Genomic DNA, 24,031 nt, shown 5'->3' on the forward strand with positions numbered 1-24,031 from the left:
AGTGATAATAATGCCCTATTTCGTGTAGGATGACATCATTTAAGCTTTTTGCCGTTGTGTGTTTTACTGACTCTGGATCAAAATTTCTAATTAGGTTTTTAGGCAGGTATATAGCCTTATCGGCTTTATGGTATCCCCCTATCTTCCCTCTTAAAAAATTATTATCAGTGACCATGAGCGGAGGTAAATCTTTTAAGTTGTATTTTTGTTCGATATACCTCAACTCTTTGTCCACTTGATGGGCTAATTTACTGCCATCATGCAGCTTGTCTTGTACCCAGATATTGTGTTTTTCCTTAGTCTTTCGTACAAACTTAGCACTCACAGATACGGTTGCCCCATTTTCAATAAAGGATATTGTAGCCTTTTTCGCCTTCATAGGGTCCATAGCTGCGGATGTTTTTTCTTCCTGCCCCTCTGCCACCCACTCCTTATAGGTCCTGGCCTTAGTCAGGTAGGTCTTGCCGTCTGCGTCCCTGGCGGCTCTGGGGCCGTCGGGTAGGAGGTCGTCAAAGTCGGGGTCATAGGGGGCTGTGGTGGTCCGGCACCAGGGGTGGAAGGGTGGGGCGGTGGCGCCTATTTCCATCTTGCTGGTGGGGAAGCGCTTACCGTCCATTTCCTGGCAGATGGTTGAGGTCTTGCTGTCCAAGGTGGCGACGATTTCGTATTGCTTGACGCCGGTGGCCTTGTAGGCTTCTTGGGTGCCGGCGGTGGCGATGGCGTTGGACTCGGTCATGACCAGGCGGCCTATGGCGCTCCTCATGGTCTTTTCCGGGAAAGCGGTAACCAGGGCCTTGACGGTCTCGTCCGGTGGTAGGCTTAGGGCCACTTGCCGGCTGAGGGTCTGGTGGAGGGTGTTGACCAGGGTGGCCTGGTCTTTCCACAGGCGTTGGGAGAAGGTGAGGCCGTCTACTGCCCAGGGCTTCCGGATGACGGCGTCCAGCCGGGAGACGGTCATGTCTATATAGGGCATGGTGATAAAGGCGGTATCCTTTAGGCCGGTTAGGGTGGCCTGGTAGGTGTCGCTGTATTGCTTTTTTAGGTGGTCGGCTAGGTCTTTGTCATAGCTGCTGTAAAATAACTGCATTTCTCGCCGGAGGGTATCCTTGGCGGCCTGGAGCCTGGATATCCGGACTCGGCGGGAGGCGTTATCCAGCTCCCGCTCCATCTGGCTGGTTAGGGCGCCTGCCTGTCTGGCTCGCCGGGCAAAGGTTTCCAGGTCCATCCGGTAACCGGCTAGCTCGCCCCGGTTTAGGGCCTCGGCGGCCTTTTGCGGAGACAAATGGTTTTTGTCGGCCATCTTGGACAGGTGGCTGTACATCTCCGTGTCTATCTGCCGGAGGGCCTGGTCGTAGGTCTTGGCTATGGCCTGGACTAGGCCCTTATTCTCCTTGTTCCGGGCTTGCTCCAGCTGCTCGGCGCGTCGGCGCCAGTAGGCTTGGGTCATCTGTCGAGTTCACCGCCTTTGGGGCCAGGGGGAAGGCGGACAGGTAGTCGGCGACCTCTTGGGCCTGCTCCTTGTCCAGCCGCTCCTCCTCTTGGTCGACGTCATCCACTAGCGGATGATGCTCCAGCTGAGTCCGTCGGCTTAGGAGGCCGCTGGAGGCAGTAATCATCCGGATGGCCGACTCTTCATTGACCATCATGTTCCGCTTAAATGAAATGTCAGCTAGGAGGTCCGGCTGGCTATTGCCGTAGGTGGCTAGCTTAAAGAAGTACTGCAAATGCTCAAAGGAGGCCTGCCACTCTAGCTCCATGCCCGCAGCATCCAGCTCGATATCAGCGTACATGCTCTTGATGTTCATCTCATTAGGCGCGTTGCCGGACCGCTCCTGGCGCATGTCCAGGCCCCGGCCGTTTTCGATGAGCTTTTCCTTTAGGAGCTGTAGGTATACCTGGAAGTTAGCCGCATTGACTTCGATATTCAAAGGGTCAACGCTGCCGTCTTCGGATAGCTGGAGGACCCCTGTCCGGTTCATCTCACCCCGGACCTCCCTCGGGTCCTCGCCGTCATAGCCCCGGATGACCAGGATGGTGTTCCGGCTGTCCTCCTGCATCTGGTCCCCAAAGGTGGATAAAATTAAATTGATGTTGTCCTGGAGGGTCTTGACCCGGGACAGGAGACTGATCTCTTCGGCATTGTACCTAAAATAAATAAATGGTATCTTGCCCCAGGTGAAGCCCTGGGCCTCTGCCTCGTCGTCTGCCGGCTTTAATTCGCCAGTATACATATAGGCCCTGGCGTCGATAAAATGCATGTCGGCGTCTTCGTATTTAAAAATCTGGACGCCATTATCTGTGTAAAATTCCACGTACCTGGTGTAGGTCATGCCCTGCCGATCGGCGTTCCAGTCCTTGTCGTCCCGGATGCGGATAAGCGCCTGGAGGCTCTCGTGCTCGGCATCTTCCCAAATCGGGATGATGTAACGGGCGTCTATCTTCCGATAACGGAGCCGGCCGTCCTCGATGTAGAGGTATAGCCAGCCGATGGCGCAATTCATGGCATCCTTGGCTATTTTTATCCAGGTACGCAAAAACCGCCGGTCGACAAAATCGGCCAAGGCGGTTGCATATTGATCGTTATCGTCACAGGTGATGGCTGGCTGCTCGCTTAGGATGTAGTTGACCTTCTGGTCTACCAGGAGGGCGTACTTGTTATCCTTGATGATGGTGTTAGGCAATCCGGCCAGGGCCACGAGGCGACCCTCGTCGTTGACGCCCAGGCGCTGCTTCTCGTCAATCTTCTGCCGGCCCTTGTAGTAGTCCACGCCGGCAAAGGCCATTTTTTTAGCCTCGGACCGTTCCCATTCTTTTAGCTTGTGGACCAGGTAGCTTTTGAGGGCCTTGCCGGTTAAGTCACGTACGTCTATGGGTCTCACCTCTTACCTTTTAGCTTAAAATTAGCCCCGCGGATGTGCCGCTCCAGGCTATACCTAGTGGCGTCGATGCAGTTATGAACAATATAACCTCCGTTCACTGCAAAATTATTGTGTTCTTGAACCTCGAGATTATACACGTCATCACGGCCGACAAAGGTCACGCTTTTTACGGGCACGTAGTCTATTTGCACAAGCTCTTCCGCAGGTTTCTTGCTGCTGATATCGGTTGGCCTTAAAAAGTTTCCCACAAAAAGCACACTCCTTCTGAATATCGTCTACGCCCGACTGGCGGCGAAAAGCTGATTTACAGGCGCTTGAGCAAAATCTATTCACCCCTGTTGCTTCAGCTCGGTATGATTTGCCGCACTGCAGGCACACAAAATCATCTTTTTGATGTAGCTTTTCCTTGGTTCGTTCATAGTGTTTTTTGTGCCACTCAATGCCTTCGTCGCTGCTATGCCATATGCCGGCGTATCCACGTGCGTGGTTCATTCTTTTAACTTGTGCTTGATATTCCTCTTGGGTTTTAGCTACACCGTGTAGACTGGCGTGCTCCTCGCCCTTCAACAACTGCAAATTGTCAATTCGGTTATTATTTTTATCACCGTCAATATGATGGATATGGTAGCCCTTGGGAATTCTTCCTTTTTCCAGCTCCCACACATACCTGTGAAGTCTTTTCCGCTCCCCACCAATCTTGCAGGATGACAAATAATAACCTGTGGACGCGTCTTTAGTAAACTTATATCCGTTAAGCATGACTTGCTTCATATCGCAGCCCCTTTATTTTCACAAGGCAATCTTGGTCTGTTAAGTCGCGCACCAGCTTCCATCCATGCTGAGTTAACACCGGATGGTCACCTGTGGCGCAAACCTTACCGCCGTCCTCTAGTTCAATCTCAAAGATAGGGGCGGATTCCCTTGTTTTTCGAACATCAAAAAAACGCCCCCACTGAGGCCTATTATTTTCATTTACGCAGCACACAAGCCCTTCTGTCCCTACCAAATCAGCTATTTTATAGCCGCCTTTATCCGTATGCACTATAGTATCTCCAGCTAGGCAGTGATCATTCTTGTCCGGGTAGTCCGCCCGCCAGTTGCCGTTGGCGTCTTTTTCAAACTCGTACTCGGCAAACTCCCGGGCGGTATTGGGGCAGCGGACGGGGTCTATATAAATATGCTCTAAATTTTGTAGCCACAAGAAGCCATGGTCCCGGCTGTCCGGGCCTTTTTTCGCCCGGTTGACCCGGAGGCCCCGGTCCCGGAGCTCTGCATTGCTCCGGGGCTCGTTGTCGGCGGTTATCCGCCGGTTGTCTTGGTTTTCGGAGGCAATGGCCTGGTATATCTCGTCAAACTTGGCCCCGACCTTGTAGTACTCATGGAATATGTACAGGGACCGGTGTTTAGCGTCATAGTAGTTGACCGTATAGACAAAGGGGTCTGTGGCATAGCCCCAGTCAATGCCTCGGTTCAAGCGGTCAAAACCCTTGATGGATGCATCCGGGATTTCGACCAGGGATAGGTTGGCGAAGACTTCGCCGCCGGTCCCGGTCACCTCACCTAAAAATTCATGCCGGTAGCGGTCAGGCTTGGCCTGCATGAGGTGCTCTGCCTCCACCAGGAAGGGGTCACCTAGCCAGTCGGCCGGAACGGTCAAATAGGTTGAGTGGTGGATGAGCGTATCCGGGCGGCTGGTGATGGCGTTGGTCCAGCTCTGGACCGACTTGGGCGGGTTAAAACTGTAAAAAACGGTAAAGGTTGGTCCACCACGTAAAAGGGTCTGGTTAATCACGTCTATTTCCTCCTGTCCTTGAAATTCATCGACTTCCTCATACCAGATGTAGCGGATGTAACCATGGGACACCTTGGTGGACTTGAGCTTTTTAGGCTTATCGGCGCCGCGGAAAAGGACCCGCTGGCCGGTTGGCTCATATATGAGCTCCATGGGACTGACCTTGGCCCGCCATAGGTGGCTGACGCCTAGCTTCTCAATAGCCCACAAGAGCTGCTCAAACACGCTATCCCGGAGGTAGAGGCCTACCTTGCGGATGGCTACCGCACTGGCGTCCGGATTTTGCATCATGCCCAGGATGATTTCTACCGCTACAAAGGAGGACTTAGTACTGCCCCGGCCGCCCTTGAGCCAGTAGTGGGTGTAGAGGTCTTCCTTGACCGCCTGGTGGACGCCATAAAAGGCGGGGGCGATGAGGTCGGTTAGCTTAACCATTGATATCATCTACAATCGTCACCCCCACGCTACCGACAAGGTCAACGCGTTCGGTCCATGCGCCATAGCGCTTACCGAGCAACTCAGCTGCCTTGATGCGGTCTTTAGCCCCTACTGCAACATCGATAACCTCCCCGTTGACTATGGCCTGCTCTGTCTGTTCCCCGCGCAAGACCGATGTAAGATAGCTTAAGACTTCTTCCTGGCTGGCAATGGTCTCTCCTTCAAAATCATCCATGCGATCATCTATATAAGCCTTAACACTAGGATTATCTAGGATTCTACAGCCATCAGACTTCGCATAGTTTTCACTGTATCCGGCCTTAACCAGGCTTCGATATTTATTTCCGCTGATGATGAACTCATCAGCAAACCGCTTTTGCTTGGGTGTCAACTTGCTCATGAATGCACCACCACCTTTTTACGCATCAAAAAAGACACCCGAGTAGGTGTCTTAAGAGTATAGATTTATTAAACACACTGCAACTCTTGCTTCAAAGCCTCCTGCAGCACCTGAGAGCAATTAATGTTTCTGCTTTTTGCCATCTCATTGAGGTAGCTTGGCAGGGAGACCGTACGCTGGACCGTTTTATGATCCATGCTTCGCACATAGGCATCAATATCTAGGCCTACCAAGGTAACAAAGGTACCCACAGGCAGAGTGCCCTCCAATGCTTCAGGCTTAACATCCTTTACCGCTGAAGCCTTAGGATAGCCATCCCCAGCGATATAAGCCTCATAGAGCCAGGTGCCTAGGGCATCCTCCGCCATTTCAAAAGCCTGCGCCTCACTGTCTCCTTGGGTAACAATGCCGTCCAAGTCAGGAAATTCGACAATATAGCCCCCCTCTTCAGCAGCATAAAAGATAGCCGGATAGACTAAAAACATATGCCCAACCCCTTTCTCTAAAATCGGAAGCAAGGAGGGGCTATTTCAGCCCCGCTTGTTTCAGAATGGCTTTTTCAAGCCCCTTCTTCAACTCCTTGCTGTGAACGGGCACTAATGTGCTCCGCCCGTCAGGATGGCGCAACTTCTGGTGACTTCCCTTCCCACCTGGGACTACTTGGAAGCCATGCTTTTCCAAAAGCCGGATCATCTCCTTAGAGCTCATCGGCATAAGGCGCCCTCCTTTCATAAACATTATACATAATATTACGTATAACATCAAGGGGTTAACAATAAAAAGGCGCCCTTGCGGGCGCTAAAAAGGAGGAAAGGAGGTAAGACAACTGACCAACTTTTCACACATACACTATAACACATGTCCATAGTGTCTTTTAATGTCTTTTAGTGCCCTTCCATGCAATTTGTGTAAATACCTTAAATCGTAGCCCATCCGCCGAGCAATGGTCTCCCACTTGTAGCCATCAACGTAACGCAAGTGTAGCAACCATATCAGCCTATCGTCCTCTAGGCTATAGATGACATCACAGACTTCCTTCCGCAGCTTGTTGGCTCGTGTGATGCGGTCAATAAGCTCTGCCCGCAGGTCGACCATCTCCGCCACAATATCATCAATATCTCGCCCGCTGCCCCCCTTTGGCATATCCGATAGCTCAGCGCTCATCCGTGTCGCCTCGTCACGCAGAGCGGCGATCTGCTCATAGCAGGCCTCCACTTCCGTTGTTGCAAATTGATACTGCTTAAGATACATCTTCACATCCATTGGCGCCTCAACTTTCTGCATCCCACAAGTCAAGCAAATGGCCATACCGCCAGAACTTTTTTAACGTGGCCACCCTCGAATACACCGTCGAAGGCTCTCTCTTTAAGTCGCCGGCAATCTCATCTACAGTAAGGCCGCCCCGCTCCAGCATGCCGACCAAATAAACATCTTCCTCCTGCGTCCACCTGGTGCCTTTGGGCTTCATATGCGCTCCTCCCACTTATCCAATACAGCAATCACCTGGATAGCCTCCAGCATAATTTTTGCCGTATGGCCACGAAGCATTTCACGTCTACGTTTATCGGTAGCCTTATCTATCTTTAGCGGAGTACCTGTGCCGTCGCTTTCATAAGCGTATTTTGTAGCCCTCCACTCATCATAAGCCTCCTGAAGTTCTCTGCGCTCTTCCAGTAAAACATGCATTAACTCCTGCTCATCAACATACATTGGCCAAAAATTACACTTTTCATATTCATGTTTTAACGCCTCAAAAAGCTTTCTCATTTTTGGGCTATCAGCATGCACAAAACAAGTCCAACTCATAAAGCAAATCCCCCTTCAACCAACTCCAGCCGTTCCACCCGGATAAAAATGCCAGGCTGCTTAGACCAGAACTTTTCCACAATCTCAGAGACAACCAAAGCATCATCTTCCCAGAAGCCCAGGTCCGTCATACAGTCCTTCAACAGCTTCTGCAGGTTGTCTGTATCAGGCCTGGTTATCTTCCACTCCCCATCATCGTGTCCCTTTCCTGAGAATAACCACTTCACCTGCAGCCGAATAGGTCCGTTCCATTTTTCTGCCGGCACATACTTTCCCAGGTGAGCCATCAGCTTAGATCTGGCCGCCTTGAGTTTCGGCGATTCATAAACAATGGGCTTATTTTTTAAGCAGCGGATTTCCTTCTGCTGGTGGGTCGTTCTTGGCGGATGCATCGGTAGGAAGAACTGCAAACATCCTCTACATACTTTTTCACACACTTCCCTCACTACTTTCATACGTTAAATTACTAAACTTGGTTTTTATCTGTTCAAAAAATTTCTTTGCCACCCGGATGGAAAAAGTCGTCGTGCGGAAGCTAACGCACGACTCTTTTCCCCGGTGGCCGCGAGGACAAACCGCCCCGGTTACTACTGGGTAGTAGCCGTTTTGTCCACCCTGGACAATTACGGATAACAGCACATTTCAACTATTCAAACGAGTGTTGAATTGTTCAATAAAAAGACTTTTTTTATTCAAATGAGAAGCGGAAATATTAGACAAAGTTATTTTTGTCCACTGTCCACCCTGGACAAAAATAACTTTGTCCTGTCTGTCCAGGGGTCATATGTTCTATTCTACAATTTTTTAACACAACCCTCTTCACCTTTTTCATATTCAATTGAATACTTTTCGCTTTCTTTTAATCTTCTCTTCACCGTCTTATCTGATACGCCCATATAGCCGGCCAGGTCTTTTATTGTGACAACATCCTGTAATTTCAAGGCCTCATAGGCCGTATCCAGGGCCTCTATGCGTTCTCTCTTTCTATCCTCTTTACTCTTCCCGGGCTTGCCGGCGTGAGAGGGCCTCCCACCGCCGCCCTCTGGCGAAAGCTCATTCAGCACCCCCGTCGTGTCTATTTGGTGGACCGGATAGGTGAACCAGAGGTCCACCGGGGCGAAACGTTCAAACTCTCTAAGGGTCCCCTCGATGCGCCAAGCGGTCGCATGGACCTTATCACCAAAGACGGCTTTAACAGTTGCCTCCTCAACATCCAGCTCAGTTAAGTCCAGGAGGGCATCCGGGTCACGGGCAAAGACCCCTGACCCGCTGGCCCTATCCATTGACCGCTTGCCCCCCTGGTAGCCCTTGCTGTGATGGTGACAGTAAATGACGGCACTGCCCAGCTCTGTGCAGACCTTGTCAAACTGATTGCAAAAGTGAGCCATTTGGTCAGCGGAGTTTTCATCCCCGGTGATAATCTTATATATCGGGTCAATGATAATCGCTGCATAGTCCTTCTTCTGCGCCCGCCTGATTAGCTTAGGGGCCAGCTGGTCCATAGGGACAGACTTCCCACGTAAGTTCCATATATCTATGGCTTCCAAGTGGCTTGGCGCTATCCCCATGGCCTCATATACATCCCGGAACCGGTGTAGGCATGAGGCCCTGTCTAGTTCCAGATTGACATACATCACCCGCCCCTTGGCGCACTGCCACTCCAGCCACTTGATCCCCTCTGCAATGGCGATGCACAACTCAATAAGGGCAAAGGACTTGCCGGCCTTTGATGGCCCGGCCAGCAGCATCTTATGACCCTGTCTGAGGACCCCGGCAATAAGCGGTGGGGCCAATTCAGGCAGGTTGTGGTAAAAGTCTGCCAGGTTTTCCGGCTCCGGCAAGTTGTCGTTAACACTTTCAATCCACTCGTACCAGTCTTTCCAGGACTTATGGCCGATGTTGGTGTCAATTAAGTACTGCTTCCGGTCTCCACGAATGACCCCCGGCATCCGACTTAACCGGCTGGGGTTCCTGTTTTGCGTGTCTATCTTTAGGCCGTTTTTTTCGCACACGTCATATAGATAGTTCACCCGCTTGCGGTATTCGGTGTAATTTTCCGCCTCAATCCTGACGATTGCGTGCAAAGACTTCTTGCCCGAATAAACCAAACAAGCGACCGGGAGCTCCAGCTTTCTAATAATGGCATTCTGTGTTTCAAGGTCCATCGTGTCAGACTCGACCAAGGCAAAGCGGTAGTCCGTTACATTTTCATTTTTACAGCCCTTCCCATCCAGCGGGTTAAAGCGAATCCAGGCCCCCACTTGTGGCTTGTAATCCCCCAGCACGGCGCCCAGGTCATCATTACACCTGGCCAGGGCCTCTATCAATTCACCGGCAGTCCGGGACCAAACGCCCTTAGTGGGCATAAAGCGACCGTCTTTTTCCCAAGAATCCGTCACATAGCCCACCGTTTCGGTAGAATCAAATAGGGCTTCTAGATACCGGATAAGCTCTTGAGCCGGATGCCAGGCACTTGGCCCCTGTAACTCCTCACCCTCAATCCAGGCGGTATCTACTACTTTCAGGTCATCTTTATCCCCGACATAGGCATCCCAGTCTAAGGCTAAAATGGGGCCATCATCTACCGGTGTCGGATGCCAGCCCTGATCTTTGGCCAACTTGACTACAGTTGCCGCCGTTACCGGACTGCTTCCTCCACCGTAAAAGGTCCTCCATTTTCTTTGACACTCTCCACTGTGGTAGCGGGAGGGGTCTCTACGAGACCATTCATCCCATACATCTGCACTATAACCTTCGTAGTTAAGGGCCATGCCCACGCTAACCCACTCCTGGTAATCCAGTAAAGATGGATTGACGTGCGGCAGTATGTCTAATAGGTCTGTACTGTATTCTCTCATGGCCTACCCCTTAACCATTGACGACTTGCCTGACCCAGCCTTCTTGCGGCTGGTAGGTTGCCGGGTTGATGTCCCTGGGCACCCGCCACCCGGCCTGGGCAATTTGGCCAATAAGCTTAGTTGCATCTGCCATCGTCCAAGTGCCGACATGCTGAAAGCCTCGACTTTCCAATAGCCTTATCTGCTTGGGTGTAGCTAGGCCTGCCTCCCGCCGGGCATGTAGCCGGTCCAGCAGGACACTGGCCTTGCCGGCGCTGTCCACATCGTCCGGGAATATCCCGAACTTCTCCAGGGATTGGAGTTGCTTCATCGTAGGCGGTTTGCCTTCCCAACCGAAAGACGGCACGTAGTTGGCCAAGTCCTCCGCCTGGATAGACATTTCAAACTGGATGGGATCTACTAGCTTGCGCTTGCGCCTTTTCATTTCCTTTAGCTTTTCTGCCAAGGCAGCTTCCCGGTCAGCGACAACATCCTGGCTAGCTGTCTCTTCTGCGGCTTCAAGGTCCACAGGCGCTTCTGCTTCAGCAATATTTTCTGTCATCTTTTCAGCCACTTCCGGAGAAGAAGCTATTAAGTGGGCAGGGTGGCACAGCTCGTGGTTTTCTGTGTGCCATAAAAAATCCAGGAGGAGCAAATGGTCTTTACCTGGATATAATCGGGTCCCCCGTCCTACCATTTGGCTGTATAAGCTTCGTACCTTAGTTGGTCTTAAGACCACCACACAATCAACGCTAGGGCAATCCCAGCCCTCTGTTAACAGCATCGAATTGCAGAGGACGTTATAATCACCCCGGTCAAAGGCTGTTAAAATCCGCTCCCGGTCATCACTCTCCCCATTCACTTCAGCAGCAGCAAAGCCTTTGCTTTTCAGTAGATTGCAAAATTTTTGACTGGTTGCAATAAGGGGGAGAAATACCACCGTTTTGCGGTCCATGCAATATTTAGCCATTTCCTCTGCAATGCCTTCCAAGTAAGGGTCCAGGGCGCTCCCCACGTCCCCGGCAGAGAAGTCTCCGGCCTGTTGGCGCACTGTAGACAGGTCAATCTGCAATGGAATGGTCATGGCCTGAATAGGGACCAGGTAGCCCTCCTTAATGGCCTTTGGCAGGCTGTATTCATAGGCTAAAGAGTCAAATACTGAGCCCAGGTTACGCATATCACCCCGGTCGGGTGTCGCTGTGACACCCAGGACCTGGGCTTCCGGGAAGTAGTCAAGTATCCTCTGATAGCTGTCAGACACTGCATGGTGGGCCTCGTCAATAATGATGGTGTCAAAGTGGTTTGGTGCAAATTTCTTTAGCCGGCTTTCCCTCATAAGGGTTTGTACTGATCCGACCGTAACCCGGTAAAAACTATCCAGGCTGGTTTCTTGAGCCTTTTCCACAGAGCACATAAGCCCTGTGGAAGCCTTTATCTTGTCAGCAGCCTGGTTAAGTAGTTCCCCTCGGTGGGCCAATATGAGCACCCGCCGACCGGCACGAACACAGGATTCGACCACCTTAGAAAAAACAATGGTCTTCCCTGTGCCGGTCGGTAGTACTAGAAGCACCCGCCGGTCACCGCTTGCCCACTTATCCAGGATGGCGTCATGGGCCTCTTGCTGGTAGGGCCGCAACTCCATGCTAATCATCCTCCTTTCCTTTAAGTCTTGCTCCGCTTAAAAACTGCCCGGGGTGTAGTTGGTCATTTGCTGCTGCACCGGTCCTGTAGCTTGTTGGTCTTGACCGGTCGGCTGTTGGTAGGCCTGAGCTTGTGGCGGGGCTGCCTGCCCTTGGACTGGCCCCTGCTGAGTCGGCTCTATAGCCGGTAAAAAGTTTTTCACCGCATTTGTGGTTCTTTTTTCGCCATTCTGATTGGTGTATTCACGCTGGTGGATTTCAGCCTTACCGGTTGCCCCCGGCACAATTAACCAGTTCATCTGAATGCGTTCACCCGGTTTTTTCTGACCGATAGAAGAAAAGAACTGAGATAGCTTCCACTCCATCTTGGTATTGAGCAAAAGGCTTTCATTGAGTTCTACAGGCGTTTTGCTTGCAGGATCTACCACCTGGATTTGAACGGTAGCCCGGGGGCAGGGGGGCATTTTTTCGCTGCCGTTAAAATAACCCCGTTCCAGGCTCAAGACCTTGAAGGTGTAAATCCCTTCCGGTAGCAAAATAAAAGAATCATCTTTTTCGATATAGCCTTCCCAGTCTAATGCCTGGCCCAGGTCTGCACCGGTGTTTAAGTTATTGTTGTAGCTCATTATTTTCCTGCCTTTCTGGTCTCTTCAATCATCTGGTATACTGCCGGCCATGCTTGAATAAGCACAGCTTCAATAAATCCGTCATCATACATATTGATGGACGTATCTGCTGGATAATAGCCTTTGGCACTGACCACCTTGCGAATTTCATCTTCGCTGACATTATTGGCAAGCATAAGGTCTAGTAGTCCCTCATGCTTAATGTCCATTTCCGGCGGGAATAGCGCTTCTGCAGCAGCAACAATTTCAGGATCTGTAATTTCTATCCCGGGCGCATGCTGCTGGGGCGGCGACTGGTGTGCTGCCTGCCCGGTGTCAGTAGGCGGGGTAGCTGTAGCTTCCGGTACAGCTGCTGGCCCTTGCGGCGGTATGGTTGTAGGCGGTGGCGTCGTTCCCCCTTTGGGGGTATTTGCTGGTTCTTGGGCCGCCTGCATCAGGCTACTTGTATCCGCAAAGATATGCTCAATCCGGCTATAGTCCATATCCAGCTTGGGCGGTAATCCATGCCTATTTTTAGCATCCCAGGTGGGGGTATGGCTGGTATACATAACCCGCTTGCCACCCTGGGCTTTATTCTTGCCCTTGCGAGCACCTTGGTTATCCACATTGACCACGATTGTTTCATAGTTGCAAAAAAGGAGCATATCCGCCCACTCCTTTAAGAGTGGGGCCGTCTTCTTCTGTAGCTTAAGCTCCCAGCGATCATAAGCACCCATCTCATCCGGCTGCTCAAACTTGCGAATAAATGAGTGGGCCGTAATAACAACATTAATGCCACGCTCAATGAGGTCGCTTAAGCGGTTTAAGAACCGCCCAAACTCTTCCTCCAGGTAGGTGTATCCTTTTCCGTAGCCAATGCCCTCAATACCATCTACCTGGTGCTTGGCGCAGATTTGCTGTATACAAAGCTTTTCCGCCCAGTCTGCAGTATCGATAACCAGGGTTTCACATAAGGGGTTTTCGCGGATATAGTCCACTTCCTGAAGGAGCATTTGCCAGCTGCTCGGTTGGGGGAGCCGGGCCACATCCAGTTGCGCTGACCCGCCCTCGGTATCGATGAAGATGGGGTGGGGGAATTGACTGGCCAGGGTCGTCTTGCCGATACCTTCCGGTCCGTAAATGACCACCTTTTGAGCCCGCTTAATGACGCCGGTTGTAATTTCAAACATTAAAATTCACCTGCCTTCCAAGCTGTAGAGGGTTGCATCCTTGTACCCGGTGGCATGCCTGCAGGAGCGGTTGCTTGTTGCCGGTCAAGAATGTAGCCGTCTTCAATAACAATCGTGCATTCTTCTCCTGTAGAGACCCGGGTTGCAATAACTTGCAGGCCCTCTTGCTCAAGCCATTTGCCGAATTGTTCTAAGGTGAGGCGGTCCATCTGCTCGAGCTTGTCCATCAGGACAAAGCCACAGTCCGGTGTTAATTGGCGCACAATGGCGGTAGCCACAATAAGCTGGTCAGCCCCACTCATGGCATCCCACTTGTCCCCCTTATAAGTCAATTCGCCATCCTGTACAGACAAGCCGTCAAGTGGCAGGTTGGCGCCATCCAGCAGAGCCATCCGGTCCTTGCGTACTGCTTCAATCTCTCCAGTGAGGTCAGTGTACTGATTGCCATATTGTTCTGCCTCATTTTCAGCGCGGACCTTATCTAAATTAGCCCGTACCTTAACGTTGATGGCATCAACATTCCGGATAGAGGCTTCAAGTTCAGCGGTGCTCTCATCCTGTAATTGTTCGACTGTTTTACTTGCGGATTCCAACTGAAGGAGCTTGCTTTCAGTTTCAGCGAGTAGGCCCTCATGCCTCTTTTGTAAATCGTTAATTTGCTGGGCAATGGTGGCGGTTTCTTGCTGTAGCTGCTGAACTTGGTTCTCCAGGGCCACCTTCTCGTCACGGAGTTCCTTGTTTTTCTGGTTCCGCAAAAGGATTTCTTGCTGTTGCTTGATGAGTTCTCCCGCCGAGACGAGGGTTTCCGGAGCGTCCTCATAGTAAACTTGCTCCGCAGCCCATTTTTTCTTCTGGTCAGCAATTTGACCAATGCTGTGCCGCTTGTTGTAAAGCTCCTGTTCCTTGCGATCCAAGTCGTGCAACTGCGGGCCAACACCTATAATGTTTAGCAGTGTTTCAGCCTTGTCTTTATTGCTGGCAGACATAAATTTAGGCAAATTCAAGGCCAACTCTGCAACGAAGCTGTCTAAAAGCTGTTGGCCGGCCTTATTACCGTCCGGATCAGTCACCTTAAGAGAACCGTTTTTGCCGGTTCTCTCAACCAGCAGGCCATTGGACAGGGCAATTTTTATATAAGGATCCGTTACCGACCCCTCCCTGTGTGGTTCGCTTGGCTTGTAGCGATTCCCACCCAGGGCCCAGACAATAGCATCTAAAACGCTTGTCTTCCCTTGCCGGTTGTTACCACCAATAATTGTCAGTCCAGTTTCAGAGGGTTCCAACTGTACAGCTTTCACCCGCTTAACATTTTCAAGCTGGATAGAGTTAATTTTTATGCTCATGATTACTTCTTTCCTCCCAGATGTGATATACTAGACCTGCATAATTTTTCTTCTGCGCCCTTGAGTTGCCGCTCAATGGGCGCTTTTTTCATCGGAAAAATCTTTTGTAACGTGCTCTAGTAAAAACGGTATCGCTTCCGGATTGTTGTCACTTATTACCCCTATTAAGAACGTTACGGCGTTGATGGCGAAGTTGGTATCGCAACTCACATTGTGTCTTATAACCATATCCCCGTCCTCATCTGTCCCAACGGTTAACAGGATAAAGCACTCCTCTATGCCCTCGTAAATCCCCGGCTCCCCTAGCCAGTCTGCGATTTCGTTTGCAACTTTTTTGGCTATTTCCTTACTCATTTTTTTTAAACCTCCTCTTCGTCTTCCCGCGTTTCCACCTGTTTGATAAGTGTGTCCAGCAAATATAGCACAGCATCCGGGGTATCTTCATACAAACATATCGTTAAAGACTTGATTGCATTCATCAGGAAAAAAGGGCCACAGCGCACATTCGTGTTTACACCCTCATTGCCTTCCTCATCCACTGCGGTAGTTATAAGGGCAAACTCTTCACCCATCCCCCTATAAGCCTCCGGCTGCATAAGCCGCTCTGTAATCTCGTCAACAATTCCTTGGGCCATTTCTTTACTCATTATTTCCTCCTTAAATTTCCACCGCATCAGATACAAATGCACTGATGACCGTCAGCGTCAGCCAGACAGTCACCCGGATGCCCGCCTGAACGTGGCTGATAAGCCCCAGGTCGACCCTGATGAGCGCCGCCAAAAACATGATGTAGGCAGTAATCATAAGTAGCCGGCCCAGTACTCTAATCGGTAATGTCTTCATTAGCTCTTCTCTCCCTTTCCTGGTCTGCTAGTGCATCCATCATTATTTTGCGAATGGCATTAGCAATCTGGTCCATCAGGATGCCCATTAGGATGATTGCCTTTGCGTTAACTAAGCCTTTTTTTATATCCATATCTAGGTCTTCCATAGTATCTTGGAACTGTTTTGTATAATGCATTAAATCTTCTCGCACGGTGCTTCACCTCCTTTCAAATTTCCATCCCCTTAACCCAGTCCATCAAAGCCTCTCGTCGGACGCCTACCGCACCGGTTTTCCCCCGGCTCTTAATAACCGGCATCCCTTCAGCGGCCCACCGGTCAAAGGTGTTACAACTGTACCCGGTATACTCCGGGAAATCCTTCCGGCGGATAATTTCCGGCATCGCCTGACGCCTCAGCTCTTCCGACTTACTCTCCAGGTAGGCGTCAATTTGCGGCTCCAGCTCTTCCAGCAGTACAGGCGTAAGCAACTTGACAAGTGACGTGATTAAAGTTGACTCAGTGCTCATGACTTTCGCTCCTTTCTTTTTAAGATTTCTCCAAAACAGCCCGTAGCGACTTTTCCACTTTCTTGGGAAGGTCGCTTTTTAAGTCTCTCAAAGCCTCTTTTTTATCTCTACAAGCAAAAAACGCTCTCCCATAATGCTCAAAATCTTCGGCGCCCATTAACTTAAAAGCTTCCAACATGGTCATCAGTTTCACCCCCGCCGCTTGTTTGTGTTTCTGCTATAATCACCTTGAAAGGCTCTCTACCCTTGTCATACTTCTTTTTTATTTGCACTTCCCAGCCCTTGTAAGAACCGCACGGGTAAAGCTTGGCGCCTCGCTCTACTAATTCTTTAAGCAGAGCCTCAGTTGTGTAGTTTTTTAGTTCCATCTACATCGCCTCATCGACTTGTTCAATCAGGGGCAGGTAGCCGGCATCTTTCAAAAGCTTGTATAAAAACAGCCGGCCCTTTTGCGTCCACTTCGTATTCATCCTGACAAAGGTCTTTGCCGGGTCGCTCTTATGTGGGATCTCAATTGTTTCAGAGTGGGTGTAACCCTTGTCGTGGTAGCAAGCGTATAAGAACCACTGTCCCGACTGCTTATACTGGACTTTAAGCTCATGGAGCAAGGCGTTCATGGCCCTAGCACTCTTACCGTAGTCCTTGGCAATCTGCCCGATGGTCACCAGGCTCTTAGACTTTAAAATCCGGTCCGTGTAGTCCGCCTTAGGCTGCAACTCGCCGATGATTTGAGCCTGCTGGTCGCTGTGAATTCTTAATGTAGCCAGCTCCTCTTTAGCAAACTGCAGCGCCCGGGCCATAATCTTTTCTGGGCTGTTGTATTCCTTTTCCACAGCGATGAAGTACTGCCGGGCCTGCTTACCCCTCTCCGTCCGCTGGATCATGGAGAGCTCCTTGGCCATGTCTAGGGTGAGCACGTGGTCAGTCGCTGGGCGGCCTCCTGTACTTTCGCTCAAAAATGAGCAGAAGTCCTGACCCTCGGTAAAACCGTATTCTGTCATCCTGGGAAACCAATCTTTATAAGCCGTCTTCACCTCTAAAAATTCATGTAGCGTTCTCCCGCTGACGGCAATGCGGCCATCGTCTTGGTTGATAATTGGTAATAAATCGTTCATGTGTCATTCTCCTTTCGGCAGTTCAAACTCGAGATAGTTTGCTATCTTTTCAAAGTACGGGCTTCTTCTGCCCGGGTTCGCAAAAAGCTCGTAGATGTATCCAAGGCTTATGCCTAGAGCTTTAGCAAGCCCCGGGAGCGTCCCGTCTGTCTCGAGCAATCGAATTCTGACTTGCTTTTCAAATTCAGATTTCATATCATTCACCTCCTCCTTTTCAAAACTTGCATATCACGCAAGTTTTATTTTAAAAAAATATCTTTTCGCTCCCTATAATTTAGATTAAGGAAGTTTGCCAACGCATTTGCTTCTTCTACATAAAACCTAGAAACACCATTCATCTTATTAAAAAACGCCGTGGTTGACATATCAAGTGCTCTTGCGCAATCCTCATATGTCTTATTTTTTTGTCTTAAGACGCCTTTTAATTTGTTTTCATCCATCTTAGCCCTCCTTTCAAATCTTGCGCAATATGCAAGTTTCTAGATTAAGGATCCCAAGTCGATCTTCGCTTGTCAATACTTCCATGCAATTTTTATTTATTTCGATTAGTTTTTTCTTGCATGGTATGCCTTTTTATTATAGTATGGTCTTAATAGTGAAAGAGGGTGAAATTATGGATTACAATAAAGTTGTTGGCCGAAGAATCTTTACTGCTAGAAAAGAATTAGGATTAACAAGAAAAGAATTAGGGAAAAAACTTTCTCTGCATGAGAGCACGATAAAACGCTATGAAGATGGGGACATCAAAACGCTAGATATTGAGAAAATGATTGAGTTTGCTAAAGCGCTAAACGTCCCACCAGACTACATCATGGCCTGGGACAAAGAGGTTGATAACATGATGGGGATAAATGCAAAGCGGTACGAAGTTGCCATCGTTGCCCAAGCGTTAAGTGAAAATAAACCTCTATCTGAGCTTATAGAAGAGCTCAAATCGAAAGGCGCCCCTAAAGATGTGCTAGAAAGAATAGACTACCTTTATTTAAATCAAGCATCCATCCTATCTAGAAATCTACGTTCTGCTATTTCTACTCCCGACTTCAAGCTAACACCACCGACCGAGTACACCACCATTCCGGTCTTTGGCGCCATAGCTTGCGGGGACCCCATCGAGGCGGTTAATGACGTCATAGATTATGCCACCATTCCTGCTTCCTGGCTCAACGGCGGTCAGGAATACTTCTGTCTCACGGCTGCCGGCGACAGTATGGCCCCTCTCATCCAGGAGGGTGATTTAGCCGTCATCAGAAAGCAGCCAACCTTTGAAAACGGACAAATATGCGCAGTCTTCATCAACGGCTACGATGCCACGCTGAAGAAAGTCTATAAAAACGGCAACATCATCACCCTTCAGCCCATCAACCCGGATAAGGAAATAAAGTCATATGAGCTAGGGGGTGACATTGAAATACAGATCATCGGCGTCATGGTAGAACTCAGAAAACGGTTTATGTAACTAAAGATAGTAAAAAGGGAGTGAGTTTTTTATGGCTAAAGTTAAGTATGGCGATTTTAAAGGCAAACAAATTGTCAAGAACGGCAATTATTTTAAAGTCGCAGCCTATCTGAGCCAAAGCAAAAATCCAATTTTGTCTCCGGCCAACATTTCAGAATGGTATGACAACGAAACAGGGAAAAGGCCCGATGAAGATAAGAGCATTTGTGGCGGTATACCAACGAATCTGAGTAAAAAAGACACTAAAGATATTGCTATTAGGCTTACTAGCGGAGAGGAGTTTATTGCTGAATTTAACGGCAAAGAATATCAGTTTTTTTGCAGTTCACAGCTCAAAAATACCGCTAACGAAGAACTTAGTACGCTTTCAACTCCTAAGAAGAAACATCCGATCCGCACGGCTTTGATTTCAATTGCGGTTATCTTCGTTTCTCTATGCATTATCGGAGCCGTGTTGGGTGGTGGGGGCGATACAAACACTCCTTCGCCTAGCACACAAATGACCGCTGACGAGATGAACCTTGCTTTTAAGCAGGAAACCTTACCGAAGATAAAAGAGGCTTACAATAACTACGATTCTATTGTTGCCGATCAAACAAACACATTTACTGCAATGGGAAACGGAAATCTTGATATTTATGGTGCATATCAAAATCTAGCGAATTGCGCAAATAATTATGACGTTATACTCTCCTCCGAAATAGACGCCCCGGAGTATTTCACAAAAGAGCAACGAGACCAGTTAAGAAATCTTTTTTTGGGCCTCGGAACCGCCGCGTCAATCAACAAGGGATTTTTAGAAGACATCATGTCTGCCTTGGATAAAGGAAATATACCTCCGTCCCTTGTCAATAAAGCGCAAGATGTAGGCCTCCAGTCAACAGCTCAGCTAGTCGACTCTCAGAGTAATTACCACAGTTTATGTGACGCTTTCGCTGTCCCTGCTGAGGAGCGCACTTTGTAGTAGCTTATATATTGGATGCTGATAACACAGGCGATATGACGCTATAAAAAGGAGAGAGATAAGCAATGAGAAAACTTTTATTAATAGCCTTATGCATTCTCTTGCTACCCCTACCTGCCTATGCAATGGGGCAAGATGTGTTCGCTAATGGCCAATACGTAGATAGAGGAATGGGGGAATTTAACGATTACTATGGAGCCCCAGTTTTGCATATTCCAGCATTAGCAACTGCTCGAGCATTAGGCGTACCTGCTTATGCAGACGGTTCTTGGGTAACCATTGGCGGTAAATCTGTAGATGCCCTGGAAATAGGCGGCTATTATAATGATGCGCATACAGATATTTATATGCCCTTTATTTGGTTTACCGATAGCTTAGGCTGGAGAGCTGAAGGGGATACCATTCCTCATGACTTAGTAACTGCGGTAAATATTTTATTACCCGGTCAGAGTTCCACCAAACAAATAATAAAATCCAACGCTCACTTTAAACTTAATGGAGAAACGATCCAATTTGATACCGATGTGTTAAATGTTAATGGCTATCTTTATGTTCCCCTGCGTGCTTTTTTCGAAAAAGCTGGCGCTGAGGTAGGATTTCCGAAAGTAAAGTTCTACACAGAGTTCAACCATGTCGTTGTTTTGAAGGGGAACTCCCTTCTTGATTTCAGACCTGGCAGAGGCGTATATGGGATTCGAGTAGGCAATGATGGTGGTTATTTTTCTGATAAGAACTACCCTTTTATAAAAGATAATCGTACCTATGTCCCCTTCCGCTTATGCAGTCAACTCTTGGGGGCAAAAGTAGATTGGGATGCCAGTACCCAAACAGCTTCTGTAGTAGGGGATTTTGAGCGTTTTAATCTGCCATCAAATACTGTGCATACGGATATGAACGACCCCTACATGATGGGCATGGGTTACTATACCCCAGTATTTGGCCTATAGCCACTCAATAATTTATTGAATCTATCAGCCACAAACCAACAATAAAAAACAGCCCCCACCGCGCGCCAACGCAGTGAGGGCAAAGGGGCCTTAAAAAGACCAACAAAAACCAAGGTCATTATACCATATAAGGCCCCCTAAACACAAAGGAGGTCTGATTTTTTATGCCTACATACGAAACCTACCAAACAAAAGCAGGACCACGCTACAGCGCAGCCATATACGTCACCGGGCCTGACGGACCTATCCGCAAGAAAAAGCGGGGCTTTAAGCTGAAGAAAGACGCCAAAGACTGGGCTGCACGTGAGACACTGAAGCTAAGCCGGCAGACACAGCGTAAAATATCCCGTATCCCGACCTTTAGCGATGTCACCGCCGAGTGGCTCATCGAATATAAAAAGACCGTCAAAGAATCCACCTTGCGTAAGACCCTGGGCTACCTTGACCGCTACATCTTACCAGCCTTTGGCGACCTACCGCTCGATAAGCTCACCCATCACGAGTGTAGTGCCACACTGGGCCAGTGGCAGGAAAAACACAGTAAATACGGAGAGATCGCAAGGCTTGCAAAACGCATATACAAATACGCCATGCAGCGTGACTACGTGGACACCAACCCCTGGGAGCTCGTATCTATCCCTAGCAAGCAAGTCATCAACCGGCAGGTGGAAAAATCCGACTACTGGACCGCTGATGAACTCAAAGCCTTTTTAGCAGAGGCGGAAGTCTACGCCGCACACGCAGACCCCTGGCAGCTCAACCCTACCGGGTGGGTAACCTCTCAAGCCTATGCCTTTTTCCGCCTCCTGGCCTACACCGGGATGCGCAAAGGGGAGGCCCTAGCCCTGCATAAAGACAGCTACGACCCCAAAGAAAAAACCATAAGCATCACCAGGACCGTGTCTTATGATGTCAATTACAAAACCATCATACAAACACCAAAAACCAGGAGCTCTATCCGCACCATACCTATAGACGATGTGACTGCTAGCCTCCTGGATGCCACCATCTCAGCAGACCCCCTGCCCGATAGCCCATACCTTTTCCACGGGGCCACTGCGGACCCCATCCACCAAAACAGACCCAGGTACTGGCTCCGTCGCATATGCAAGTCAGCCGACATCCGCCCTATTAAAGTACATGGATTAAGGCACACGCACGCTACTCTCATGCTGGAGTCCGGCGCTAGCGTGAAAGAAGTCCAGGAGCGCCTGGGGCACTCGACCTACTCCATCACCATGGACACCTACGCCCACGTTACAGATGCCGCCAAAAAAACAGCTATAAATCGCTTTACCGAACACCTAAAATAGAAAACTACCCCAAAAACTACCCCACAAAATAAAAAAACCGCTGCGAATGGCTTAACCATCGCAACGGTTTTTATGCTTTACGGGGGCACAAGGATTTGAACCCTGGACCTGCGGTTTTGGAGACCGTTATTCTACCAGCTGAACTATACCCCCATTTTATCAAAGCAAGCTCTGATAAAAAAACTCCCCGAGCTGGGCTCGAACCAGCAACCCTTCGGTTAACAGCCGAATGCTCTACCATTGAGCTATCGAGGAATAGGCGTCACATGACGCTTATATATAGTACCACTTTTATGACTTAAGGTCAATACTAAAGGCGTTTTTTGTCAAAGTTTATTGACCGCCCATTTATCAGCAAATGACCAGGTCATAAAGGGCCCAAGCCGTCCGGACACCTTCCAGCCCACAAGCCTGTAACAGGTCAGCCGACTAGTGGTCGTTTTTCCGCTTGGCCGCCACAGAGGCCAGTTTTTCATCCATCGTGTTGTCCTTGTCCCGGCGCTCGTCAATTTTGATGACCATATAGACCCGGGGGACCCCCTTGTCAAAGACCGTCTCCCGCATGGCCTTAATGGCCGCCAGGATATCATCCATTGATCCCTCCAGGACCGTCCCCATGGGGTTGAGCCGGTAACTTAAATCCGGGAAGTCCACCAAAACATCCAGGGCCCCGGCCACATACTGGCTACAACTGGAACTTTCTCCGCCAATAGGAATGAGCGTCAATTCTGCAATCGTCATAAGGATCTCCTTTCCCTCTGCAATATCACTATAAAAAGTGTAGCCCCTAGGCCCAAACCCTGTCAAGCCGGCCAACATTTTTCCTGGTTAACGGATTATCTTACCCAAGAGAGGTAGTCTTAAGACCAGAAGACTTATGGATAGGGACAGGAGAAAAGCACCACCCCACAAAAAGGTAAGGCCCTGGAATAATGGTAAATCCGTTAACTTGGGGGCCAGCTCAGATAGGATGAGCGGATGGAGCAAATAGATGCCGAAACAAGTCTTGCTCAATTGAATGAAAAGCCTTTGCCAGGTCTCCTTGAGTCCGGTAAGGTCTATATCTCGGAAAAATAAAAATAAACAAATCGCTTGGATAAACACAACGACGTTAAAGTTACTAAAGAAAAAGTCTTCATACTCCCCCTGGCTGGCAGAATAGAGGGCAACCAGCCAACCATTTGCCAGAGAAAGAAAAATATAGACAATAAGTAGACCAAAGCGAAGAAGACCACCAACCTGCCTTGGCCATATTCTAAAAAAACCGCCAAGAGCAAATAGAAGGGCCGGGTTGTTATAAGAGTATAAAATTAAAGAGGAGAGGGATGATGAAAGATGCGGGTCACCTAAAAGATCAAGTCCCCCCAAGAGAGTATACTTTATCGGGCCAAACAGACATAAAAAACACAAAACATAGGTAAAGGCCTTCCTTCCTAGTTTTTTTACACCAGAAAAAAGAGGTGACCAAAGGTAGGCCCATGTGAGGCCGAGTAAAAACCACAAGTGATAGTTTCCCTCTACCATGCCTTGTAGTAAATCCGCTCCCATTAAATAGCCACCCTGTAAGGCATATATAAAGGACCAGAGTAAAAAAAGAAAATAAAAATGTCCGGCTTTTTTCAACACCTTGCTAAGGTCCAAGTCACCTGCTAAAACAAAGTAACCGGATAACATATAAAATAAATTGACTGTTGGCCGGGTAAAACTATTTATAATCGCCAGAGGAAGAAAAAATGTCTGGTCGAAACCTTCTGCAGGCCAATAAGAGGCGGTCGTATGTAAAAGGACAACTAAGGCCATTAAGAGAAAGCGGAAAAGCTCAAAATTAACTTGTCGTGACATAAATCCACCTACTCATAAGGGATAGAAAACACTGTACCTTTATCAGCAAAGTATAGTAACCTAGCTAATCAACCCCTAAAAACCGCCAAGGCAATATGGTAAGAATTCGTTG

General features: G+C 49.1%; 33 protein-coding genes and 2 tRNA genes. 4 read left to right on the plus strand and 31 right to left on the minus strand.

What is annotated here, in order from left to right:
* The 27 genes from ACKQTC_RS08425 to ACKQTC_RS08555 form a co-directional block, all read right to left on the minus strand.
* The coding region (locus tag ACKQTC_RS08425) for a minor capsid protein (RefSeq protein WP_408978005.1) at positions 1–1,447 on the minus strand (1,447 nt) is incomplete at its 3' end.
* Positions 1,383–2,879, minus strand: coding sequence for a phage portal protein (locus tag ACKQTC_RS08430; protein WP_408978006.1), 1,497 nt, complete (start codon positions 2,877–2,879; stop codon positions 1,383–1,385). The genes ACKQTC_RS08430 and ACKQTC_RS08425, both read right to left, overlap by 65 nt.
* Entirely contained in the window at positions 2,876–3,136 is a 261-nt protein-coding gene (locus ACKQTC_RS08435; RefSeq protein ID WP_408978007.1) for a hypothetical protein, read from the minus strand. Before ACKQTC_RS08435 ends, ACKQTC_RS08430 begins: the two co-directional genes overlap by 4 nt.
* Positions 3,021–3,650: an HNH endonuclease signature motif containing protein gene (locus ACKQTC_RS08440; RefSeq protein WP_408978008.1), complete on the minus strand. Its 630-nt coding sequence runs from the start codon at positions 3,648–3,650 to the stop codon at positions 3,021–3,023. The genes ACKQTC_RS08435 and ACKQTC_RS08440 overlap by 116 nt, the downstream gene beginning before the upstream one ends.
* A complete protein-coding gene (locus ACKQTC_RS08445; protein WP_408978009.1) occupies positions 3,631–5,115 on the minus strand; it encodes a PBSX family phage terminase large subunit in 1,485 nt (494 codons plus the stop codon). The genes ACKQTC_RS08440 and ACKQTC_RS08445 overlap by 20 nt, the downstream gene beginning before the upstream one ends.
* Positions 5,099–5,509 carry a terminase small subunit gene (locus ACKQTC_RS08450; protein WP_408978010.1) on the minus strand — a complete coding sequence of 137 codons (411 nt, stop codon included), beginning with the start codon at positions 5,507–5,509 and terminating at the stop codon, positions 5,099–5,101. Before ACKQTC_RS08450 ends, ACKQTC_RS08445 begins: the two co-directional genes overlap by 17 nt.
* 68 nt (positions 5,510–5,577) lie before the next feature.
* Complete coding sequence (locus ACKQTC_RS08455; RefSeq protein ID WP_408978011.1) at positions 5,578–5,994, minus strand: type II toxin-antitoxin system HicB family antitoxin; 417 nt, start codon at positions 5,992–5,994, stop codon at positions 5,578–5,580.
* Between the two features lie 40 nt (positions 5,995–6,034).
* Positions 6,035–6,223, minus strand: a complete 189-nt coding sequence (locus ACKQTC_RS08460) for a type II toxin-antitoxin system HicA family toxin (protein WP_408978012.1) — start codon at positions 6,221–6,223, stop codon at positions 6,035–6,037.
* Between the two features lie 135 nt (positions 6,224–6,358).
* On the minus strand, positions 6,359–6,772 hold the full coding sequence (locus ACKQTC_RS08465; protein ID WP_408978013.1) for a hypothetical protein: 414 nt from the start codon (positions 6,770–6,772) through the stop codon (positions 6,359–6,361).
* A 7-nt stretch (positions 6,773–6,779) separates the two neighbouring features.
* Positions 6,780–6,977: a hypothetical protein gene (locus tag ACKQTC_RS08470; RefSeq protein WP_408978014.1), complete on the minus strand. Its 198-nt coding sequence runs from the start codon at positions 6,975–6,977 to the stop codon at positions 6,780–6,782.
* The gene (locus tag ACKQTC_RS08475; RefSeq protein WP_408978015.1) at positions 6,974–7,315 is read right to left on the minus strand and encodes a hypothetical protein; all 342 of its coding nucleotides are present in this window, start codon (positions 7,313–7,315) and stop codon (positions 6,974–6,976) included. Before ACKQTC_RS08475 ends, ACKQTC_RS08470 begins: the two co-directional genes overlap by 4 nt.
* The gene (locus ACKQTC_RS08480) at positions 7,312–7,770 is read right to left on the minus strand and encodes a RusA family crossover junction endodeoxyribonuclease (RefSeq protein ID WP_408978016.1); all 459 of its coding nucleotides are present in this window, start codon (positions 7,768–7,770) and stop codon (positions 7,312–7,314) included. The genes ACKQTC_RS08475 and ACKQTC_RS08480 overlap by 4 nt, the downstream gene beginning before the upstream one ends.
* A 339-nt stretch (positions 7,771–8,109) precedes the next feature.
* On the minus strand, positions 8,110–10,173 hold the full coding sequence (locus ACKQTC_RS08485; RefSeq protein ID WP_408978017.1) for an AAA family ATPase: 2,064 nt from the start codon (positions 10,171–10,173) through the stop codon (positions 8,110–8,112).
* Positions 10,174–10,183: 10 nt separating this feature from the next.
* A complete protein-coding gene (locus ACKQTC_RS08490; protein WP_408978018.1) occupies positions 10,184–11,794 on the minus strand; it encodes a DEAD/DEAH box helicase in 1,611 nt (536 codons plus the stop codon).
* A 36-nt stretch (positions 11,795–11,830) separates the two neighbouring features.
* Positions 11,831–12,418 carry a DUF669 domain-containing protein gene (locus tag ACKQTC_RS08495; RefSeq protein ID WP_408978019.1) on the minus strand — a complete coding sequence of 196 codons (588 nt, stop codon included), beginning with the start codon at positions 12,416–12,418 and terminating at the stop codon, positions 11,831–11,833.
* The gene (locus tag ACKQTC_RS08500) at positions 12,418–13,587 is read right to left on the minus strand and encodes an ATP-binding protein (protein ID WP_408978020.1); all 1,170 of its coding nucleotides are present in this window, start codon (positions 13,585–13,587) and stop codon (positions 12,418–12,420) included. The genes ACKQTC_RS08495 and ACKQTC_RS08500 overlap by 1 nt, the downstream gene beginning before the upstream one ends.
* Positions 13,587–14,930: an AAA family ATPase gene (locus ACKQTC_RS08505; RefSeq protein WP_408978021.1), complete on the minus strand. Its 1,344-nt coding sequence runs from the start codon at positions 14,928–14,930 to the stop codon at positions 13,587–13,589. The genes ACKQTC_RS08500 and ACKQTC_RS08505 overlap by 1 nt, the downstream gene beginning before the upstream one ends.
* A 72-nt stretch (positions 14,931–15,002) precedes the next feature.
* Positions 15,003–15,284 carry a hypothetical protein gene (locus tag ACKQTC_RS08510; protein WP_408978022.1) on the minus strand — a complete coding sequence of 94 codons (282 nt, stop codon included), beginning with the start codon at positions 15,282–15,284 and terminating at the stop codon, positions 15,003–15,005.
* Between the two features lie 5 nt (positions 15,285–15,289).
* Entirely contained in the window at positions 15,290–15,577 is a 288-nt protein-coding gene (locus tag ACKQTC_RS08515) for a hypothetical protein (protein WP_408978023.1), read from the minus strand.
* Positions 15,578–15,587: 10 nt separating this feature from the next.
* Positions 15,588–15,773 (minus strand): hypothetical protein, encoded by a 186-nt coding sequence (locus ACKQTC_RS08520; RefSeq protein ID WP_408978024.1) that lies wholly within the window; start codon positions 15,771–15,773, stop codon positions 15,588–15,590.
* The gene (locus tag ACKQTC_RS08525; RefSeq protein WP_408978025.1) at positions 15,754–15,966 is read right to left on the minus strand and encodes a hypothetical protein; all 213 of its coding nucleotides are present in this window, start codon (positions 15,964–15,966) and stop codon (positions 15,754–15,756) included. Before ACKQTC_RS08525 ends, ACKQTC_RS08520 begins: the two co-directional genes overlap by 20 nt.
* 16 nt (positions 15,967–15,982) lie before the next feature.
* Positions 15,983–16,282 carry a hypothetical protein gene (locus ACKQTC_RS08530; RefSeq protein ID WP_408978026.1) on the minus strand — a complete coding sequence of 100 codons (300 nt, stop codon included), beginning with the start codon at positions 16,280–16,282 and terminating at the stop codon, positions 15,983–15,985.
* 19 nt (positions 16,283–16,301) lie between these two features.
* Positions 16,302–16,460 (minus strand): hypothetical protein, encoded by a 159-nt coding sequence (locus ACKQTC_RS08535; protein ID WP_408978027.1) that lies wholly within the window; start codon positions 16,458–16,460, stop codon positions 16,302–16,304.
* The gene (locus tag ACKQTC_RS08540) at positions 16,444–16,650 is read right to left on the minus strand and encodes a hypothetical protein (protein WP_408978028.1); all 207 of its coding nucleotides are present in this window, start codon (positions 16,648–16,650) and stop codon (positions 16,444–16,446) included. The genes ACKQTC_RS08535 and ACKQTC_RS08540 overlap by 17 nt, the downstream gene beginning before the upstream one ends.
* On the minus strand, positions 16,651–17,397 hold the full coding sequence (locus tag ACKQTC_RS08545; protein ID WP_408978029.1) for a phage antirepressor KilAC domain-containing protein: 747 nt from the start codon (positions 17,395–17,397) through the stop codon (positions 16,651–16,653). It lies immediately after the preceding gene.
* Between the two features lie 3 nt (positions 17,398–17,400).
* Complete coding sequence (locus ACKQTC_RS08550) at positions 17,401–17,592, minus strand: hypothetical protein (protein ID WP_408978030.1); 192 nt, start codon at positions 17,590–17,592, stop codon at positions 17,401–17,403.
* Between the two features lie 44 nt (positions 17,593–17,636).
* Entirely contained in the window at positions 17,637–17,837 is a 201-nt protein-coding gene (locus tag ACKQTC_RS08555) for a hypothetical protein (protein ID WP_408978031.1), read from the minus strand.
* A gap of 173 nt (positions 17,838–18,010) precedes the next feature.
* Between ACKQTC_RS08555 and ACKQTC_RS08560 the strand changes: the two genes are divergently transcribed.
* The 4 genes from ACKQTC_RS08560 to ACKQTC_RS08575 all read left to right on the plus strand — a co-directional run bounded on the left by ACKQTC_RS08560 (position 18,011) and on the right by ACKQTC_RS08575 (position 22,077).
* Complete coding sequence (locus tag ACKQTC_RS08560; RefSeq protein WP_408978032.1) at positions 18,011–18,853, plus strand: helix-turn-helix domain-containing protein; 843 nt, start codon at positions 18,011–18,013, stop codon at positions 18,851–18,853.
* A gap of 31 nt (positions 18,854–18,884) precedes the next feature.
* Positions 18,885–19,817 carry a hypothetical protein gene (locus ACKQTC_RS08565; RefSeq protein ID WP_408978033.1) on the plus strand — a complete coding sequence of 311 codons (933 nt, stop codon included), beginning with the start codon at positions 18,885–18,887 and terminating at the stop codon, positions 19,815–19,817.
* A gap of 65 nt (positions 19,818–19,882) precedes the next feature.
* Positions 19,883–20,764, plus strand: coding sequence for a copper amine oxidase N-terminal domain-containing protein (locus ACKQTC_RS08570; protein WP_408978034.1), 882 nt, complete (start codon positions 19,883–19,885; stop codon positions 20,762–20,764).
* A 164-nt stretch (positions 20,765–20,928) separates the two neighbouring features.
* Positions 20,929–22,077, plus strand: a complete 1,149-nt coding sequence (locus tag ACKQTC_RS08575; RefSeq protein WP_408978035.1) for a tyrosine-type recombinase/integrase — start codon at positions 20,929–20,931, stop codon at positions 22,075–22,077.
* 80 nt (positions 22,078–22,157) lie between these two features.
* On the opposite strand, the gene ACKQTC_RS08580 is transcribed toward ACKQTC_RS08575, so the two are convergent.
* From ACKQTC_RS08580 to ACKQTC_RS08595, 4 genes are all read right to left on the minus strand, one after another.
* Positions 22,158–22,230, minus strand: a tRNA-Trp gene (locus ACKQTC_RS08580).
* 30 nt (positions 22,231–22,260) lie between these two features.
* Positions 22,261–22,332: transfer RNA gene (locus ACKQTC_RS08585), tRNA-Asn, on the minus strand.
* A gap of 174 nt (positions 22,333–22,506) precedes the next feature.
* A complete protein-coding gene (locus ACKQTC_RS08590; protein ID WP_408978036.1) occupies positions 22,507–22,818 on the minus strand; it encodes an MTH1187 family thiamine-binding protein in 312 nt (103 codons plus the stop codon).
* Positions 22,819–22,905: 87 nt separating this feature from the next.
* Entirely contained in the window at positions 22,906–23,919 is a 1,014-nt protein-coding gene (locus tag ACKQTC_RS08595) for an acyltransferase (RefSeq protein WP_408978037.1), read from the minus strand.
* Between the last annotated feature and the right edge of the window lie 112 nt (positions 23,920–24,031).

Source organism: Peptococcus simiae, from assembly GCF_046097595.1.
Lineage (GTDB): Bacteria > Bacillota > Peptococcia > Peptococcales > Peptococcaceae > Peptococcus > Peptococcus simiae.

Coding starts and splice junctions, on each gene's coding strand:
- ACKQTC_RS08470 (WP_408978014.1), bottom strand. CDS start 6,977: ATGAAGCCCAAAGGCACCAGGTGGACGCAGGAGGAAGATGTTTATTTG.
- ACKQTC_RS08555 (WP_408978031.1), bottom strand. CDS start 17,837: ATGGATGAAAACAAATTAAAAGGCGTCTTAAGACAAAAAAATAAGACA.
- ACKQTC_RS08540 (WP_408978028.1), bottom strand. CDS start 16,650: ATGGAACTAAAAAACTACACAACTGAGGCTCTGCTTAAAGAATTAGTA.
- ACKQTC_RS08505 (WP_408978021.1), bottom strand. CDS start 14,930: ATGAGCATAAAAATTAACTCTATCCAGCTTGAAAATGTTAAGCGGGTG.
- ACKQTC_RS08480 (WP_408978016.1), bottom strand. CDS start 7,770: ATGAAAGTAGTGAGGGAAGTGTGTGAAAAAGTATGTAGAGGATGTTTG.
- ACKQTC_RS08530 (WP_408978026.1), bottom strand. CDS start 16,282: ATGAGCACTGAGTCAACTTTAATCACGTCACTTGTCAAGTTGCTTACG.
- ACKQTC_RS08575 (WP_408978035.1), top strand. CDS start 20,929: ATGCCTACATACGAAACCTACCAAACAAAAGCAGGACCACGCTACAGC.
- ACKQTC_RS08455 (WP_408978011.1), bottom strand. CDS start 5,994: ATGTTTTTAGTCTATCCGGCTATCTTTTATGCTGCTGAAGAGGGGGGC.
- ACKQTC_RS08510 (WP_408978022.1), bottom strand. CDS start 15,284: ATGAGTAAGGAAATAGCCAAAAAAGTTGCAAACGAAATCGCAGACTGG.
- ACKQTC_RS08500 (WP_408978020.1), bottom strand. CDS start 13,587: ATGTTTGAAATTACAACCGGCGTCATTAAGCGGGCTCAAAAGGTGGTC.
- ACKQTC_RS08440 (WP_408978008.1), bottom strand. CDS start 3,650: ATGAAGCAAGTCATGCTTAACGGATATAAGTTTACTAAAGACGCGTCC.
- ACKQTC_RS08460 (WP_408978012.1), bottom strand. CDS start 6,223: ATGCCGATGAGCTCTAAGGAGATGATCCGGCTTTTGGAAAAGCATGGC.
- ACKQTC_RS08570 (WP_408978034.1), top strand. CDS start 19,883: ATGAGAAAACTTTTATTAATAGCCTTATGCATTCTCTTGCTACCCCTA.
- ACKQTC_RS08515 (WP_408978023.1), bottom strand. CDS start 15,577: ATGAGTAAAGAAATGGCCCAAGGAATTGTTGACGAGATTACAGAGCGG.
- ACKQTC_RS08545 (WP_408978029.1), bottom strand. CDS start 17,397: ATGAACGATTTATTACCAATTATCAACCAAGACGATGGCCGCATTGCC.
- ACKQTC_RS08475 (WP_408978015.1), bottom strand. CDS start 7,315: ATGAGTTGGACTTGTTTTGTGCATGCTGATAGCCCAAAAATGAGAAAG.
- ACKQTC_RS08485 (WP_408978017.1), bottom strand. CDS start 10,173: ATGAGAGAATACAGTACAGACCTATTAGACATACTGCCGCACGTCAAT.
- ACKQTC_RS08495 (WP_408978019.1), bottom strand. CDS start 12,418: ATGAGCTACAACAATAACTTAAACACCGGTGCAGACCTGGGCCAGGCA.
- ACKQTC_RS08445 (WP_408978009.1), bottom strand. CDS start 5,115: ATGATATCAATGGTTAAGCTAACCGACCTCATCGCCCCCGCCTTTTAT.
- ACKQTC_RS08535 (WP_408978027.1), bottom strand. CDS start 16,460: ATGTTGGAAGCTTTTAAGTTAATGGGCGCCGAAGATTTTGAGCATTAT.
- ACKQTC_RS08450 (WP_408978010.1), bottom strand. CDS start 5,509: ATGAGCAAGTTGACACCCAAGCAAAAGCGGTTTGCTGATGAGTTCATC.
- ACKQTC_RS08560 (WP_408978032.1), top strand. CDS start 18,011: ATGGATTACAATAAAGTTGTTGGCCGAAGAATCTTTACTGCTAGAAAA.
- ACKQTC_RS08590 (WP_408978036.1), bottom strand. CDS start 22,818: ATGACGATTGCAGAATTGACGCTCATTCCTATTGGCGGAGAAAGTTCC.
- ACKQTC_RS08465 (WP_408978013.1), bottom strand. CDS start 6,772: ATGGATGTGAAGATGTATCTTAAGCAGTATCAATTTGCAACAACGGAA.
- ACKQTC_RS08595 (WP_408978037.1), bottom strand. CDS start 23,919: ATGTCACGACAAGTTAATTTTGAGCTTTTCCGCTTTCTCTTAATGGCC.
- ACKQTC_RS08565 (WP_408978033.1), top strand. CDS start 18,885: ATGGCTAAAGTTAAGTATGGCGATTTTAAAGGCAAACAAATTGTCAAG.
- ACKQTC_RS08520 (WP_408978024.1), bottom strand. CDS start 15,773: ATGAAGACATTACCGATTAGAGTACTGGGCCGGCTACTTATGATTACT.
- ACKQTC_RS08550 (WP_408978030.1), bottom strand. CDS start 17,592: ATGAAATCTGAATTTGAAAAGCAAGTCAGAATTCGATTGCTCGAGACA.
- ACKQTC_RS08490 (WP_408978018.1), bottom strand. CDS start 11,794: ATGGAGTTGCGGCCCTACCAGCAAGAGGCCCATGACGCCATCCTGGAT.